At 40.9% G+C, this 15919-nt stretch carries 10 protein-coding genes, 22 tRNA genes, 1 riboswitch and 1 other annotated feature; of the genes, 30 read left to right on the forward strand and 2 right to left on the reverse strand.

The features are described from left to right. Position 1 precedes the first annotated feature (1 nt). From EKM61_RS02605 to EKM61_RS02710, 22 genes are all read left to right on the forward strand, one after another. Positions 2-74, forward strand: a tRNA-Val gene (locus EKM61_RS02605). 3 nt (positions 75-77) lie between these two features. Further along, positions 78-150, forward strand: a tRNA-Lys gene (locus EKM61_RS02610). A gap of 12 nt (positions 151-162) precedes the next feature. Further along, positions 163-244, forward strand: a tRNA-Leu gene (locus tag EKM61_RS02615). Positions 245-265: 21 nt separating this feature from the next. Next, positions 266-338, forward strand: a tRNA-Thr gene (locus tag EKM61_RS02620). A gap of 14 nt (positions 339-352) precedes the next feature. Then, positions 353-424 (forward strand) — tRNA-Gly (locus EKM61_RS02625). A 22-nt stretch (positions 425-446) separates the two neighbouring features. Then, positions 447-532 (forward strand) — tRNA-Leu (locus EKM61_RS02630). Between the two features lie 14 nt (positions 533-546). Then, positions 547-620: transfer RNA gene (locus tag EKM61_RS02635), tRNA-Arg, on the forward strand. Between the two features lie 5 nt (positions 621-625). Further along, positions 626-699, forward strand: a tRNA-Pro gene (locus tag EKM61_RS02640). Positions 700-711: 12 nt separating this feature from the next. Then, positions 712-785, forward strand: a tRNA-Met gene (locus tag EKM61_RS02645). Between the two features lie 15 nt (positions 786-800). Continuing rightward, positions 801-874, forward strand: a tRNA-Ile gene (locus EKM61_RS02650). 35 nt (positions 875-909) lie between these two features. Further along, a tRNA-Met gene (locus EKM61_RS02655) sits at positions 910-983 on the forward strand. A gap of 2 nt (positions 984-985) precedes the next feature. After that, positions 986-1059 (forward strand) — tRNA-Asp (locus EKM61_RS02660). 4 nt (positions 1060-1063) lie between these two features. Continuing rightward, a tRNA-Phe gene (locus EKM61_RS02665) sits at positions 1064-1136 on the forward strand. Between the two features lie 19 nt (positions 1137-1155). Continuing rightward, positions 1156-1226 (forward strand) — tRNA-Gly (locus tag EKM61_RS02670). Positions 1227-1254: 28 nt separating this feature from the next. Next, a tRNA-Ile gene (locus tag EKM61_RS02675) sits at positions 1255-1328 on the forward strand. A gap of 4 nt (positions 1329-1332) precedes the next feature. After that, positions 1333-1420, forward strand: a tRNA-Ser gene (locus EKM61_RS02680). Between the two features lie 9 nt (positions 1421-1429). After that, positions 1430-1501 (forward strand) — tRNA-Glu (locus EKM61_RS02685). 30 nt (positions 1502-1531) lie between these two features. Further along, positions 1532-1619 (forward strand) — tRNA-Ser (locus tag EKM61_RS02690). 9 nt (positions 1620-1628) lie between these two features. Beyond that, positions 1629-1702 (forward strand) — tRNA-Met (locus EKM61_RS02695). Positions 1703-1704: 2 nt separating this feature from the next. Beyond that, positions 1705-1778, forward strand: a tRNA-Asp gene (locus tag EKM61_RS02700). 94 nt (positions 1779-1872) lie between these two features. Further along, a riboswitch (SMK box riboswitch) is annotated at positions 1873-1982 on the forward strand. After that, a complete protein-coding gene (gene metK / locus EKM61_RS02705) occupies positions 1980-3167 on the forward strand; it encodes a methionine adenosyltransferase (protein WP_068223548.1) in 1188 nt (395 codons plus the stop codon). Its footprint overlaps the riboswitch before it by 3 nt. 87 nt (positions 3168-3254) lie before the next feature. Then, a complete protein-coding gene (locus tag EKM61_RS02710; protein WP_068223551.1) occupies positions 3255-4724 on the forward strand; it encodes an MDR family MFS transporter in 1470 nt (489 codons plus the stop codon). A gap of 1 nt (position 4725) precedes the next feature. Here EKM61_RS02710 and EKM61_RS02715 read toward each other — a convergent pair whose 3' ends face one another. After that, complete coding sequence (locus EKM61_RS02715; RefSeq protein WP_068280857.1) at positions 4726-5373, reverse strand: phosphatase PAP2 family protein; 648 nt, start codon at positions 5371-5373, stop codon at positions 4726-4728. A gap of 112 nt (positions 5374-5485) precedes the next feature. Further along, positions 5486-5688: a binding site (T-box leader), on the forward strand. Between the two features lie 71 nt (positions 5689-5759). On the opposite strand from EKM61_RS02715, the gene leuS reads away from it, so the two are divergent. The 3 genes from leuS (at position 5760) to EKM61_RS02730 (ending at position 10747) form a co-directional block, all read left to right on the forward strand. Then, a complete protein-coding gene (gene leuS, locus EKM61_RS02720; RefSeq protein ID WP_068223557.1) occupies positions 5760-8180 on the forward strand; it encodes a leucine--tRNA ligase in 2421 nt (806 codons plus the stop codon). A gap of 156 nt (positions 8181-8336) precedes the next feature. Then, complete coding sequence (locus tag EKM61_RS02725; RefSeq protein WP_068280854.1) at positions 8337-10016, forward strand: putative polysaccharide biosynthesis protein; 1680 nt, start codon at positions 8337-8339, stop codon at positions 10014-10016. Continuing rightward, positions 10016-10747, forward strand: coding sequence for a pseudouridine synthase (locus EKM61_RS02730; protein WP_068223560.1), 732 nt, complete (start codon positions 10016-10018; stop codon positions 10745-10747). Before EKM61_RS02725 ends, EKM61_RS02730 begins: the two co-directional genes overlap by 1 nt. Positions 10748-10775: 28 nt before the next feature. Here EKM61_RS02730 and EKM61_RS02735 read toward each other — a convergent pair whose 3' ends face one another. Then, positions 10776-11618: an NAD(P)H-hydrate dehydratase gene (locus tag EKM61_RS02735; RefSeq protein WP_068223563.1), complete on the reverse strand. Its 843-nt coding sequence runs from the start codon at positions 11616-11618 to the stop codon at positions 10776-10778. Positions 11619-11728: 110 nt separating this feature from the next. Between EKM61_RS02735 and EKM61_RS02740 the strand changes: the two genes are divergently transcribed. The 5 genes from EKM61_RS02740 to argS all read left to right on the forward strand — a co-directional run bounded on the left by EKM61_RS02740 (position 11729) and on the right by argS (position 15793). Beyond that, positions 11729-11812, forward strand: a tRNA-Leu gene (locus EKM61_RS02740). A gap of 291 nt (positions 11813-12103) precedes the next feature. After that, positions 12104-12580 carry a TspO/MBR family protein gene (locus EKM61_RS02745; protein ID WP_068223566.1) on the forward strand — a complete coding sequence of 159 codons (477 nt, stop codon included), beginning with the start codon at positions 12104-12106 and terminating at the stop codon, positions 12578-12580. Between the two features lie 150 nt (positions 12581-12730). Then, complete coding sequence (locus tag EKM61_RS02750) at positions 12731-13666, forward strand: alpha/beta hydrolase (RefSeq protein WP_318529167.1); 936 nt, start codon at positions 12731-12733, stop codon at positions 13664-13666. Between the two features lie 105 nt (positions 13667-13771). After that, a tRNA-Gly gene (locus EKM61_RS02755) sits at positions 13772-13842 on the forward strand. A 256-nt stretch (positions 13843-14098) separates the two neighbouring features. Next, positions 14099-15793 carry an arginine--tRNA ligase gene (gene argS, locus EKM61_RS02760; RefSeq protein WP_068280851.1) on the forward strand — a complete coding sequence of 565 codons (1695 nt, stop codon included), beginning with the start codon at positions 14099-14101 and terminating at the stop codon, positions 15791-15793. Positions 15794-15919 lie beyond the last annotated feature (126 nt).

Here is a 15919-nt window from a genome sequence, read left to right on the forward strand (position 1 = left end):
TGGAGGTTTAGCTCAGCTGGGAGAGCACCTGCCTTACAAGCAGGGGGTCACAGGTTCGAACCCTGTAATCTCCATTTGAGCCGTTAGCTCAGTCGGTAGAGCATCTGACTTTTAATCAGAGGGTCAACAGTTCGAACCTGTTACGGCTCATTGCCAGTTTTTGCGGGTGTGGCGGAATTGGCAGACGCACTAGATTTAGGATCTAGCGCCGCGAGGCGTGGGGGTTCGAGTCCCTTCACCCGCAGTTGTATGAAGTAAGTAGTATGCCGACTTAGCTCAGTTGGTAGAGCATCTGATTTGTAATCAGAGGGTCGGGCGTTCGAATCGTCTAGTCGGCATTTTTTATTGTTATGCGGAAGTAGTTCAGTGGTAGAACATCACCTTGCCATGGTGGGGGTCGCGGGTTCGAATCCCGTCTTCCGCTTAGTTCCGAGTTTTTCAACCTTGCCGGGGTGGCGGAACTGGCAGACGCACAGGACTTAAAATCCTGCGGTGAGTAATCACCGTACCGGTTCGATTCCGGTCCTCGGCATTAAATAAATATTTGCACCCATAGCGCAATTGGATAGAGTGTCTGACTACGAATCAGAAGGTTGTAGGTTCGACTCCTACTGGGTGCATTTTTCGGGAAATAGCTCAGCTTGGTAGAGCACTTGGTTTGGGACCAAGGGGTCGCAGGTTCGAATCCTGTTTTCCCGATTGATAGTTTATCGCGGTGTAGCTCAGCAGGTTAGAGCGTCCGGTTCATACCCGGGAGGTCGGGGGTTCGATTCCCTTTGCCGCGATAGGTTTTAGTGCTTGGACCTTTAGCTCAGTTGGTTAGAGCAGACGGCTCATAACCGTCCGGTCGTAGGTTCGAGTCCTACAAGGTCCATCTATGGTGGATGTTGTAAAACCATTTTATATTATCGCGGGATGGAGCAGTCTGGTAGCTCGTCGGGCTCATAACCCGAAGGTCGCAGGTTCAAACCCTGCTCCCGCAATTGGTTCCATGGTCTAGTTGGTTATGACGCCTGCCTGTCACGCAGGAGATCACGGGTTCGAGTCCCGTTGGGACCGTAATGGCTCGGTAGCTCAGTCGGTAGAGCAATGGATTGAAGCTCCATGTGTCGGCAGTTCGATTCTGTCCCGCGCCATCTTATAGTTAATAATTATGCGGGTGTAGTTTAGTGGTAAAACCACAGCCTTCCAAGCTGTTGTCGCGAGTCCGATTCTCGTCACCCGCTTTGTCTGATAATTAACTATTCATTATATGGGCCTATAGCTCAGCTGGTTAGAGCGCACGCCTGATAAGCGTGAGGTCGATGGTTCAAGTCCATTTAGGCCCATTTTGGGGAAGTACTCAAGTGGCTGAAGAGGCGCCCCTGCTAAGGGTGTAGGCGGGTTATACCGCGCGAGAGTTCGAATCTCTCCTTCTCCGTTTTTTGATGGCCCGTTGGTCAAGTGGTTAAGACACCGCCCTTTCACGGCGGTAACATGGGTTCAAATCCCGTACGGGTCATGGTACATCATATAGTTAATTTTTAGTCTTGGAGGATTACCCAAGTGGCTGAAGGGAACGGTCTTGAAAACCGTCAGGTGTGTAATAGCACGCGAGAGTTCGAATCTCTCATCCTCCTTTATATTATCGCGGGATGGAGCAGTCTGGTAGCTCGTCGGGCTCATAACCCGAAGGTCGCAGGTTCAAACCCTGCTCCCGCAATTGGTTCCATGGTCTAGTTGGTTATGACGCCTGCCTGTCACGCAGGAGATCACGGGTCCGAGTCCCGTTGGGACCGTAATGTAAGACAACATTTTAATGTTGTCTTTTTTTTATTATCATTTAGTGGGAATTCAACTTTTAAATGGCCAATTATTATGATAGACTAGTTCTTGGTTTATAAGCAGATTCCCGAGAGGATTCACGATTTATGTGGATATGCCTTGTAACCGAGTTAACTATCCAATTAATTGGATTAAATGTATAGGGGGAATATAAAGTGCGTGAAAGACACTTATTTACTTCAGAATCAGTATCTGAAGGGCATCCAGATAAAATAGCTGATCAGATTAGTGATGCTATTTTGGATGCCATGTTAGCACAGGATCCAAAAGCACGGGTTGCCTGCGAGACTACCGTTACGACAGGGTTAGTCCTTGTGGTCGGTGAAATTTCAACAAGTGCGTACGTTGATATCCAAAAAACGGTGCGTGAAACAATTAAAGGTATTGGTTATACACATGGTAAGTATGGTTTTGATGGTGATAACTGCGCTGTTTTAGTGGCTTTGGATGAACAATCACCTGATATTGCCCAGGGGGTCGATGATTCCTTGGAAGCACGTAATTCAGACGAGGACCCATTAGATAAAATTGGTGCCGGTGATCAGGGCATGATGTTTGGTTTTGCAATTGATGAAACCCCGGAATTAATGCCATTACCAATTTCTTTGGCACACCGATTGATGCGCCAAGTTGCAAAATTACGCAAAGATGGCACAATTAAATATTTGCGTCCTGACGCCAAGGCTCAAGTTACCGTTGAATACGATGATAATGGACAACCAGCACGAGTTGATACAGTAGTGATCAGTACCCAACATGATCCCGATGTATCATTAGCACAAATTCGTAAGGACATGATTGACCAAGTAATTAAAACAGTAATTCCAGCTAGTTTGCTTGATGAAAAAACCAAATATTTTGTTAATCCAACTGGTCGTTTTGTCATTGGTGGACCACAAGGAGATGCTGGCTTAACTGGACGTAAGATTATTGTTGATACTTATGGTGGTTATGCTAAACATGGTGGCGGTGCTTTTTCCGGTAAGGATGCCACTAAGGTTGATCGCTCGGCCAGTTACGCGGCACGTTATATTGCAAAGAACATTGTTGCTGCTGGCTATGCCAAACGTTGTGAAGTTCAACTTGCTTATGCAATTGGTGTTGCTCAGCCAGTATCCGTTGCAATTGATACTCAAGGGACCAATACAGTTCCTGAAAGTGAGTTAGTTAAGGTTGTTCGAACGATTTTTGATCTTCGGCCAGCTGGTATTATTAAGATGTTAGATTTACAACGACCGATTTATAAGCAGACGGCTGCTTACGGTCATTTTGGGCGTACAGATGTTGATCTACCTTGGGAACACTTAGACAAGGTTGATGCATTACATAATGCATTAGATTAACGATTACAAGAGGCGACCCTTACCAGGGATTTTTCAATTTCCTGATAGGGGTCTTTTTATATGATTTAGTGAATGAAGGAGGGCAAAATGAAGAAAGAAACAAACGTCACTTTAGTAACAGTTGCTATTTTTATTGCAACTTTTATGTCAGCCATTGAAGGTACAATAGTTTCAACGGCAATGCCAACAATTGTTGGTGACTTACACGGAATGAATTTAATGAATTGGATTTTTTCAATTTATTTATTAACTAACGCAATGCTAACACCGATTTATGGAAAACTGGCCGATCGAGTTGGTCGAAAGTCAGTATTTATTGTTGGACTTCTTTTATTTATTATTGGTTCGGCTCTATGTGGTTTTGCGCAAAATATGATGACTTTAATTATTTTTCGGGCACTACAGGGAATGGGCGCCGGAGCAATCTTGCCATTATCATTTACAATAATTGCTGATATCTACCCAATAGAGAAGCGAGCCAAGATTTTGGGCTTTAATAGTTCGGCTTGGGGCATTGCCTCAGTCGTTGCCCCTTTACTTGGAGGTTTCATTGTTGAACAATTAAGCTGGCACTGGATTTTCTTTATTAACGTACCGATTGGCCTAATTACGATTTGGATGATCTCACATTACCTGAATGAACCTAAGCGAGAAGTAATTAAGGCACCGATTGACTACCGGGGAAGTTTATTTCTAATGTTAACCTTACTCTGTGTTATGTACGGTTTCCAAGTTTTAGAACACGGGTTTTCATTAGTTTTAGTCTTAATGTTTGTTATTGCTATTATCTGTTTTTTACTTTTTATCAAAACCGAAAAAACTGCTACGGATCCGATTATTTCATTGGCGTTATTTAAAAATCAAACCTTTAACGTTCAAAATATAGTGGCCGCATTGGTTAGTGGCTTTTTAATGGGGTTTGAAGTCTATATGCCAATGTGGATGCAGGGAATTTTAGGGTTGCCGGCCTCCATGGGTGGTTTTGTTGTGACTCCAAGTTCACTGATGTGGGTTGTTGCATCATTTATCACTGGGGGGTTGCTTGCTAAATACACCCCGCGTTTTATTCTTTTTTGGAGTCTGGCCTTATTGGCCTGTGGTAGCTTTGTTTTGGCCGTTTTACCAGAAACAACATCGTTTTCGACTTTCTTAATCGTTGCGGCCTTTTTGGGACTTGGTTTTGGTGTCACTATCACAACAACGACTGTCGTTTCACAAAACTCGGTTTCTAAAGATCAAATTGGTGTGGCAACATCATTTAATACCCTATGTCGGACGCTAGGCCAAACCTTGATGGTTTCGGTTTACGGAATTATTTTGAACCTCCATCTGGCCTCTGGAGTTGCAAAATACAAACACAGTGGGATTACTAGTGATATGATGAATCGTTTAGTTAATCCACAAACAGCTACTAGTTTACCGGCAAAATTGTTGCCAACTTTACGGGAAATACTATATAGTGGTCTACACGTCATCTACATGACTTCCGTTATTTTAATGATTCTGGCGATTATCGTGAATTTATTTGGAAAACGCAAAAAAGTGGTGGAACGATAGTTTATTTAACGTGGTCCAAATAGCTAAATAATAGCCAGGTTAAACAAAGGTTTGCGAGGCCAAAAGACCAGCCGGCAATAACATCACTCGTATTATGAACACCGACGTAAATTCGGCTGAGACCGATTAGTAATGGTAATGCTACCCAAAGATAGGTTAAGTGCCTGCGTTGGGTAGCATTTTTGATTAAACAATAGCTGAGTATAAAAAAAGTGCCGTATAACAATACACTTGTAGTTGCGTGGCCACTTGGAAAACTGAAACCACCAGCACTAACTAAATGACTGACGGCAGTTGGCCGCGGTCTTTGAACAAGCTCCTTAATAATATGGTTAATTAGTCCAGCGATAAAACCAACATTTATGAAAACTAGGAAGGCCAGTTTATTTTGTTGTGTTGCTGCTAATAGAAGAATTAAAATAAGTGCAATAAGTGTGGTGCTTGCTGGATTACCAAATTCAGTAATGATGATAACCAAGTGATTGAGACTTGGTTGTCGAAATTGGGTGATAAAGGCGTTAGTAGTTTGGTCAAATTGTTGTAACCAGTTAGCGTTTATTTCTAGGCTAAGCAATATTAGGAAAAAAATGAAGTAGCTAATCCCTGCAGTGACTGCAAGCTGTTTTCGTTGTTGGTTTGTTAATTGCAAATTAAATCAATCCTTTTCAGTTATTAGGCTAAATTAACTTATTTTAGTTTAGCATGTTTAGGAAAGTCCGGCTTGAAAACAAAAATTCTTTTTGGTATGATGAAATAAATAATAAGAAACTGTGAAAAGGATTAGTAGTAAAGTTACTTTTAACAGAAAACGAATGGTTGATGTGAATTCGTAAAGTGATTTTTTGAACTCACCTTAGAGTGTTTAGTCGAATTTAAGTAGATTAAAACGTGCGGTCGCGTTAAGACGTCAAGTGTCGTATTTAATACGAAATGTAGGTGGCATCGCGGTCATATCGTCCTACAGGATATATTTCCTGTGGGGCGTTTTTCTTTAGCACAGCAATTTTTTATTGACGTTAGAAAGGAAGTTAATTTATGAGTTACAATCATAAGGTTGTTGAACGTAAATGGAATCATTATTGGCTACATAATAATACATTTAAAACGACAGAGGATCCTAAAAAAGAGAACTTCTATGCATTAGATATGTTTCCTTATCCTTCTGGTAAGGGACTACACGTTGGCCATCCAGAGGGCTATACAGCAACGGATATTATTGCGCGGATGAAACGGATGCAAGGATACAACGTTTTACACCCAATGGGTTGGGATGCTTTTGGTTTACCGGCTGAACAGTACGCTTTGAATACCGGGCATAGTCCAGCTAGTTTTACTAAAAAAAACATTGAAACTTTCCGTAAACAAATTAATTCGTTGGGCTTTTCCTATGATTGGGGTCGGGAAGTAAATACCACCGATCCAAACTACTATAAATGGACCCAGTGGATTTTTGAACAAATGTACAAAAAAGGACTGGCCTATGAATCTGAAGTGTTAGTAAACTGGGCGCCTGATTTATTGGGTGGCACCGTTGTTTCTAACGAAGAAGTTGTTGATGGCAAGACTGAACGTGGGGGCTTCCCCGTTTATCGGGTACCAATGCGGCAGTGGATGTTAAGAATCACGGCCTATGCAGACCGTTTATTAAAGGACCTGGATTTACTTGATTGGCCAGAAAGCATTAAAGAAATGCAACGGAATTGGATTGGCCGTTCCGAAGGGGCCAGTGTTAATTTTAAAGTTGCTGGTCAGGAAGATAAATCGATCGAGGTCTTCACAACCCGTCCAGATACACTGTTTGGTGCAACTTATATGGTACTAGCACCAGAACATGAACTAGTTGCCGCCTTAACAACTGCTGAACAAAAGGCAGCAGTGGAGGCGTATAAGAAACAGATCTCAACTAAGAGTGATCTCGAACGAACTGATTTGGCTAAAGAGAAAACTGGCGCGTTCACAGGTAGTTACGCGATTAACCCAATAAATGGTGAACAAGTACCAATCTGGATTGCAGATTATGTCTTGGCATCTTATGGGACCGGCGCAATTATGGCCGTTCCGGCGCATGATGATCGTGATTTTGAGTTTGCCAAAAAGTTTGCTTTACCAATTAAGCCTGTTATTGCGGGTGGTGATGTTACAAAGGCCGCTTACACGGATGATGGAGAACACATTAATTCTGGATTCTTAAATGGCCTAAATAAAAAAGAGGCAATCAGTCGTGCGTTAGATTGGCTAGAAGAAAAAGGTGTCGGTAAGCGAAAAGTTAACTATCGGTTACGTGACTGGATCTTCTCTCGGCAACGCTACTGGGGTGAACCAATTCCTATTATTCATTGGGAAGATGGGGAAACAACCTTAGTTCCCGAAGATCAATTACCATTGATTTTGCCAAAAACCGATGACGTTAAACCATCTGGTAGTACTGAAAGCCCATTGGCCAATGTATCTGAGTGGGTGAACGTTGTTGATGAGAATGGTCGGAAAGGTAAGCGCGAAACAAATACGATGCCACAATGGGCCGGTAGTTCATGGTATTTCTTACGTTACATTGATCCGCATAACAAGGAAAAAATAGCCGATTATGATAAATTAAAGAAATGGCTACCAGTTGATTTGTACGTTGGTGGTGCCGAGCACGCCGTCTTACATTTACTTTACGCCCGTTTCTGGCATAAATTCTTGTATGATATTGGCGTTGTACCAACACCAGAACCATTCCAAAAATTATATAATCAAGGAATGATTTTGGGCGATAATCACGAAAAAATGTCTAAGTCTAAAGGTAACGTGATTAATCCAGATGATATTGTTGCTGAATATGGTGCTGATACATTACGGTTATACGAAATGTTTATGGGACCGTTGGACGCCTCAATTGCGTGGAGTGATGATGGGCTTAATGGTGCTAAAAAATTCTTAGATCGTGTTTGGCGGTTATTGATTGACGATGAAGATGAATTACGTGATCGGGTTACCACTGTCCATGATGATGGATTGACAAAAATTTATAATCAGACGGTTAAAAAGGTAACGGAAGATTATGAACACCTTCATTTCAACACCGCAATTTCGCAATTAATGGTTTTCATCAATGAGGCCTACAAGGTTGATATTTTACCCGTAGAATACATTGAAGGCTTTATCAAAATGCTTTACCCAGTTGCGCCACATATGATGGAAGAACTTTGGCAGAAATTGGGCCATGATGAATCCATTACCTATGCGGCCTGGCCAACTTACGACAAGGATCAATTGGTTGAAGACACAATTGAAATTGTTGTTCAGGTTAACGGTAAGTTGAAGGCAAAAGTAATGATTAGCAAGGACACCAGCAAGGACGATCTGCAGAAGCTTGCTTTGGCTGAAGATAAGGTTCAAAAAGCCATTGAAGGTAAGACTGTTCGCAAGGTAATCGTAGTTCCTCAAAAATTAGTCAACATTGTTGCTAATTAAACAATTTACTATAAAACGGAGCAATTGGTGGTTGTTAATTAAACTACCAGTGCTCCGTTTTATTTTAACTAAAAATTAAATTTCTTAATTCTAATTGAAAGGTTGTGCCATTTCAATTAGAATGTAAAAGAATGTTTTCAGGAAGGAACGAATGCCATGTCTAAGTCACGGTTGCAAAATGAACCGTCCGTGAATAAAAAGATTGAACCAGAACAAAACATTAAAAGTGAGCCAACCGCACAAGAAAAAATGTTACGGGGATCAGCTTGGATGACTGCTGGCAGTATTACCTCACGAATTCTGGGCGCACTTTACATTATTCCTTGGGTGGCCATGTTTGGTGCTGAAAGTGGCCAGGCCAACGCACTTTTTGCGATTGGCTATAATATCTACAGTTTATTTTTAGTTATTTCAACAGCTGGTATTCCAGGGGCGGTAGCAAAGCAAGTGGCACACTATAATGCCATGAACGAATATTCAACCGGGCGAAAGCTGTTTCGTAGTGGGATCTACTTAATGGTTATCATGGGGATTGTTTCGGCGGCACTGTTGTATTTTGTGGCACCTTGGCTTTCTACGGGAAATCCAGATGCGATTCCCGTTATTCGTTCATTGGCGTGGCCGTTGCTTATCATTCCGGTTATGAGTCTCGTTAGAGGTTTCTTTCAAGGGTATCAGGATATGGCGCCGTCGGCAATTTCTCAGTTTATCGAGCAAGTGGCCCGAATTATTTATATGTTGGCGATGACCTTTTGGATTATGCGGGTGCTTCACGGAAATTATGTTTCGGCGGTTACCCAATCAACTTTTGCGGCCTTTATTGGCGCAATTGCAAGTCTGCTAGTTTTAGGGTGGTACTTTTTACGTAAACGTAGTGGTTGGAATGAATTAAGCCGCAATAGTGCGGCCGTTTTAGATATTTCAACGCGCGATATGTTGACGGAAATGGTTCGGCAGGCAATTCCATTCATTATTTTGGACGCCGGGATAACTATTTTTCAATTGGTTGATCAGTACACGTTCATTCAGTGGATTGGTCGGTTCATGAGTGGGACAAAGGCTGATTTCTATAATTATTACCAATTATTTGCGTTTAGTTCGAATAAATTAATTATGATTACTGTTTCGTTGGCTTCATCAATGGCAGTCACCTCGATTCCACTCTTATCAGAGGCATTTACGAAGGGTGATCGCAAATCGCTGCGGGAACAAATTGATAGCATGCTTGAACTTTTCTTCTTCATAATGATTCCTGCAGCAATTGGGATGGCGGCAGTTGCCAAACCACTATACACCATTTTCTATAGTTATAATTTTACGGGCACTTTAATTTTAGAATTCTCATCTTACGTAGCAATTATTTTAGGACTATTCACTGTCTTAGCTGCGATGATGCAAGGGCTATACCAAAATAAGAAGGCAATTCTTTATTTCGTTATTGGACTAATTGTAAAGCTGATTGTCCAGTACCCAATGATTGCGCTATTAAAGGTTTTTGGGCCATTAATGGCAACTGCTATTGGTCTTGGTGTAACTAGCTTTTTAATGATGCGCTCGTTGCATCAAAGGTTTGATTTAAATTTCAATGAGATCGTTCGACGTTTGGCAGGTATTTTATTTTCTGCCATACTGATGTACGGAGTTTGTGTGATAATCGAGAAAGGGCTCTTTACCTTCTTAAATCCCGCAAGTCGATTGCAAAGTATGCTTGTGCTCATAATTGTCGCCGGGCTTGGCGCAGTAGTTTACGGCTATTGTATGTTACGTTCACGTTTGGCCGACGAAATTCTTGGCGAAAGAGTTGCCGGTTTGCGCCGACGATTGAGGATTAAGTAATGCGAATTGATCGTTTTATAACAGTTACTGCGATGGGCAGCCGTAAAGAGGCTCATCAGTGGCTTAAGCAAGGAAGGTTAACCGTTAATGGTCAAAGCGTCAAACTGGCTAAACAGCAGGTTGAACCAGGTCAGGACAGTATTGCTTTGGATGGTGAAGTCATTAATTATGCACCGCTCAGCTATTATTTATTGAATAAGCCGGCCGGTGTTTTATCAGCGACTAAAGATTCACGAACCAAAACAGTTATGGCACTATTAAGTACGGCTGATTTTCGCGCTGATTTATTTCCAGTTGGTCGACTTGATAAAGATACAACAGGGCTACTATTGCTAACCAACGATGGCCAATTAGCACACCAATTGTTAAGTCCCAAAAAACAAGTAACTAAACTTTATCAGGCGCAAATTGACGGCCTGGTGACTGCTGCTGATGTTGCCCGATTTGCTGAAGGCGTGATAACCCAACATGGGACGAAATTTAAACCTGCTAAGTTGCAAATAATGGGACTTGATTTAACCAAAAAGCAGTCGGTCATTCAAGTACAGGTGCTGGAAGGTCAATTTCATGAAGTTAAACGGCTATTTCAAAGTATTGAAAAGCCTGTGTTAAAATTGCGGCGATTAGCTATGGGGCCGCTGACCTTACCGGAAGGCTTGCCAGTGGGTCAGTACCGACCATTGACAACAATGGAACTTACGGCATTAAAAAATAGCAGTAAAGGCGTTTAGATTTAACGCTTTGCCGCTATTTTTTTAATTAATCATTTTCAGATTGAGCCATCTTGGCCATGTATTCAGGTAAGTGAGTAATAATTTGTGAAGGTAAAACAACGTATTGCTTTTTTGCTAAATAATCAGCAATTTTGCTGTGGGTGTAAACCGCCGCTAAAACGGCCTGATTAGAATCGGCAAACTGGGCAACGAAGCCCGCAATAATACCGGTTAAGGTGTCCCCCATGCCACCTGTGGCCATTGCGGCAGTACCGGCTGTGTTACGCCAATTATTTTTACTAGTGGCTAGATAAACCTCGGTTCGATGTGACTTAACGATGACGGTTCCGGCTAATTTCTCTTGGACCTGACGATTATTTCTCGGTGTTTGTTCTTTAATCGGAAGACCAGATAGGCGCTGCCATTCCATTTGGTGGGGAGTGAAAATTAAATGTGTATCCGGTAATTTAAGGTGGTGGCTGGCGATTAATGAAATGGCTGATCCATCAATAATTAGGGTTTGTTGTTTTTGAATGGTGGAAAAAGTTAATTCGAGTAATTTTAAGGCCTGATAGTTTTCACCTAGTCCTGGTCCAATAACGACCACATCCATTGTTGGTAATAATTGTTTGATGCTAGTGGCATCCTGATTACTAATTACCATTGCCTCTGGTAAACGGGCGTGGAGGCTGGCAAAATTTATCGGATCGGTGACGCAGGTGACGAGGCCACTTCCAGCATAAACTGCGGCACTAGTACTTAAAATAATTGCGCCACCAAATTGGCGGTTACCACCGATCGTCATAACCCGGCCATAAGTTCCTTTATGACTCTGTGCTTTTCGCCTGCTAATTGTCTGTTTTACGATTGTCTCTGTAATTTTTTGCATTTTTTAACCACCTTTAGTTAGTGTCTACTTATAGTTATTATACCAAGTGGCGGCAAAAAGCGCTTGACCTAACCCTTTTAATAATGCTAAACTATTTTAGTAGTTAATTTGCCGCTGTGGCGGAACTGGCAGACGCGCAGCATTCAGGGTGCTGTTCACTTCGGTGAGTACAGGTTCGATCCCTGCCAGCGGCATAATTATAAAGCTTTAAAAAATAAATAAAGTAGTTATAAACGTCGTTAAAAAGCGTTTATAGCTGCTTTATTTTTTACCCTTATTTTTTGAAAATCGAATCAATGTAAAACTTTTTTGCATATCTGTATTAATGACAATCTTTTCCAATTTTATTAATTGCAGCGTCCGCTAATTTAATTTTTCTAAGTGTTACAATCTGGAATCAAAAGTGCGGTTACGTTTTAAAAGTGTATAAGTATATTCTCGGTTTGATTCTTGCTAATCTAAAAGTAAGAAAGGGGAAATGCTTAATGCGTTTAAAACAAATTAATTGGCCTTATTTAGTGCTGGCCATCGTTATTATGGAAATTATTGGTGGTTTATCTAGTTTATTAGCGGGTAATATAGCAGGTATTTATGCTCAGTTAAGTAAACCACCATTAGCACCTCCTGGAATCGTATTTGGGATTGTTTGGCCACTTCTATATCTACTTTTAGGTGTGTACAGTTATTATGCATTTTATGAGCTAGATCATGACCACGGGAGTCACCTGCGGCTTCTTTTTATTACACAAATAATACTGAATTTCCTTTGGTGTTTTATCTTTTTCCACTTTTCTGCACATTGGCTTGGTTTTATTGTTATTTTAATTATGCTGGTAGTGCTGTTAGAACTTCTTTTTGAAACCAAAAAGGTTAAAAACAGTTTAACCTATTTGATTTGGCCTTACTTAATTTGGCTTTTGTTTGCGACCTATTTAACGGTGGGAGTGGCAATCTTAAATTAAAGTTTAGCTAGTTCTGTATGAAATAACTAGTCGGGCAAATAAATTGCCTTATTGGTTATTTTTTATGGCCAAAAATACGATTTGAAGTTTTCAGAAAAAAGTGAAATAATAAGGAAATTAATTAATGCCATTAACAAAGGACTGAAAATTTTGCGTTTAAGAAAAAAGCTAGTTTACTGGTTGATCGGTGTATTAGTTGTCATTTTATTAGTAATTACTGGCGCTAGTTTGTACCTTTATCATTTTGCTTTTGAACCTACTCCGAAAGTTTTGTCTCACCCAACGGCCAAAAGTAAACTGATAACTGCCCGTAATAAGAGCTGGCTTGCTAAAGTTCCTAAGCAACGTTGGCACGAGCAGTCAGCGACGGACGATTTACGTTTAGTTGCCGATTACGTGCCGGCTGCTAAGACAACAGAAAAGACGATTGTTGTGGCTCATGGTTATATGGATAACAAAGAAGATATGGCGGCCTACATCCATTTATTCCACCGGCTTGGCTACAATGTTTTGGCGCCCGATGATCGTGGTGCTGGTGCCAGCCAGGGAAATTACATTGGTTTTGGTTGGCCGGATCGATTGGATTATTTGAAGTGGACGAAGCAGGTAATTCACCATAATGGTCAAACTAGTGAAATTGGATTGTTTGGTGTTAGCATGGGCGGTGCAACGGTGATGATGTTAAGTGGCCAGCACTTACCACATCAAGTTAAGGCAATTGTTGAAGACTGTGGCTACGAAAGTGTTAGTGCCGAATTAAGTTATGAACTGAAGAGCTTGTACCATTTGCCTAAATTTCCGTTACTGTATTCTGCCAGTGTCGTCACGATGATTCGCGCGCACTATAATTTTTTGCAGGCCAGTTCATTAACGGCCTTACACCATAATCACTTACCAACGTTCTTTATTCATGGCAGTGCCGATACTTTTGTCCCAACGCGGATGGTTTATAAAAATTATGCAGCCACTAAAGGAAAGAAAAAATTATGGATCACAAACGGTGCTCACCACGCTGAATCGCTGAGTGATTATCCAAAACAATACCGGCAAAAAGTTGGCCAGTTCTTTGCCCAAAATTTAAATTGATTGGATTAAGAAATTTAAGTCATTTCGACGAGTGTATTTGCCATTCAATTAAAAGCTTGCTATAATAATAGAGTTGTTATTTATAGTTAGTATTGTAGTGGCAATGCGGGTGTAGTTTAGTGGTAAAATTCAAGCTTCCCAAGCTTGCGTCGCGAGTTCGATTCTCGTCACCCGCTTGAATAAGTAAACGATTAGGTTGCTTTGATCGTTTTTTATTAATTTGTTGAGAAAGAATAATTACGCAAAATTATGAACAGCGAGTCTAGATTTGGTGGGAGCTAGATGATGGTTAACGTAAGGTCGTGCTTTTGAAAATTAAACTGAATATGAAAGTGGATAGCCTATCAAAAAGAGTGGTACCGCGGGTTTTAACTCGTCTCTTACAATTTTTGAGGGCTTTTTTTAGGCAAAATTTTAAGGAGGAACTACTTTATGAATGATCAAGCAGCAGTTGTAAAAGCATTACTGCCGGTGCTAGGCGATACATTAGATGAAGCTACGATTCAAAAATTAATTGAAGTCCCGAAGACATCTAATTTGGGAGATTACGCTTTTCCAGTTTTCACATTGGCCAAAACTTACCGTAAGGCACCACAATTAATCGCTAAAGAACTAGTTGAGAAGATTGATGCTAGTCAGTTTGAGAAAATTCAGGCGGCCGGTCCCTACATTAATTTCTTTTTGGATAAACCACAATTCAGTCATGATTTGTTACACGAGATTTTAACAACCGCCGATCACTATGGGGATGCCGATTTAGGCAAAAAGGGCAACGTTCCGATTGATATGTCTAGTCCTAACATTGCTAAACCAATTTCCATGGGCCATTTACGTTCAACGGTAATTGGGAACGCCATTGCTAATATTTTACGCAAGGTCGGTTATAATCCAATTAAAATTAATCATTTGGGTGATTGGGGCACACAATTTGGTAAATTAATCGTTGGTTATAAAAAATGGGGTAGTGAAGAGGCAGTTAAGGCCGACCCAATTACCAATTTATTGAAATATTACGTTCGTTTTCACCAAGAAGACCAGGAAAATCCTGAATTAGATGATGAGGCCAGAGAGTGGTTCCGCAAACTAGAAGCCGGGGACGACGAGGCGACAAAACTGTGGTCGTGGTTCCGTGAAGTTTCTCTGAAATCATTCATGAAAATTTATGACATGCTAGGAATTACTTTTGATTCTTATAATGGCGAGGCTTTTTACAACGATAAAATGGCGGAAGTCGTTCAATTGCTAGAGGACAAAAATTTGTTGAAAGAAAGCCAAGGGGCTGAAATTGTTGATTTATCAGCCTATGATTTAAATCCAGCCTTGATTAAAAAGAGTGATGGTGCGACATTGTACATCACGCGTGATTTGGCGGCCGCCATTTACCGTAAACGAACTTATGACTTTGTTCAGTCGGTCTACGTTGTTGGTAATGAACAACGGGATCATTTTAAGCAGTTAAAAGCTGTTTTGAAAGAAATGGGCTTTGCTTGGTCAGACCAAATTCACCACGTACCGTTTGGTCTAATTACGCAAGATGGTAAAAAATTATCGACACGTCAGGGACGAGTTATTTTATTAGAAAAAGTGCTCAATGACGCTGTTGATTTAGCACGGCAAGAAATTGATAAAAAGAATCCAGATTTACCAAATAAAGAGGCCGTTGCCAAAGATGTTGGAATTGGAGCAGTTATTTTCCACGATTTGAAAAATGATCGTTTGAATAATTTTGATTTCAACCTTGAAGAAGTCGTTCGTTTTGAAGGTGAAACTGGGCCTTACGTCCAATATACCAACGCACGAGCACAAAGTATTTTACGTAAGGCTGGGGCAACTGAACTTGATGCGGCGGCCGATTATACAATTACAGATGCATCGGCCTGGGAAGTTTTAAAGGCATTAGGCAACTTTCCGCAGATGGTTGTTAGGGCCAGTAAAGAATACGAACCATCCGTCATTGCCAAATACGCGTTGCATTTAGCAAAGACATTTAATAAATATTATGCCAATACGAAAGTGTTAGTTGATGATGCCGAAAAGCCAGCTCGTTTAGCTCTGGTTGCGAGTGTCAGTCAAGTACTTGTTCAAAGCCTATCGTTACTTGGGGTCAATGCACCCAAAGAAATGTAAGTTAAAAGCACCTAAAACAACTAGCAAAAAATTGTTAGTATTTTAGGTGTTTTTTTGACCATACCTTTAATTTTTATAAATTACAGATGGTAAAAATCAATCCAACTTTATTATAAAATGGGCAAA

The organism is Loigolactobacillus backii, from assembly GCF_003946275.1.
GTDB lineage: Bacteria > Bacillota > Bacilli > Lactobacillales > Lactobacillaceae > Loigolactobacillus > Loigolactobacillus backii.

Coding starts and splice junctions, on each gene's coding strand:
- EKM61_RS02710 (WP_068223551.1), top strand. CDS start 3,255: ATGAAGAAAGAAACAAACGTCACTTTAGTAACAGTTGCTATTTTTATT.
- leuS (WP_068223557.1), top strand. CDS start 5,760: ATGAGTTACAATCATAAGGTTGTTGAACGTAAATGGAATCATTATTGG.
- EKM61_RS02725 (WP_068280854.1), top strand. CDS start 8,337: ATGTCTAAGTCACGGTTGCAAAATGAACCGTCCGTGAATAAAAAGATT.
- EKM61_RS02730 (WP_068223560.1), top strand. CDS start 10,016: ATGCGAATTGATCGTTTTATAACAGTTACTGCGATGGGCAGCCGTAAA.
- EKM61_RS02735 (WP_068223563.1), bottom strand. CDS start 11,618: ATGCAAAAAATTACAGAGACAATCGTAAAACAGACAATTAGCAGGCGA.
- EKM61_RS02745 (WP_068223566.1), top strand. CDS start 12,104: ATGCGTTTAAAACAAATTAATTGGCCTTATTTAGTGCTGGCCATCGTT.
- argS (WP_068280851.1), top strand. CDS start 14,099: ATGAATGATCAAGCAGCAGTTGTAAAAGCATTACTGCCGGTGCTAGGC.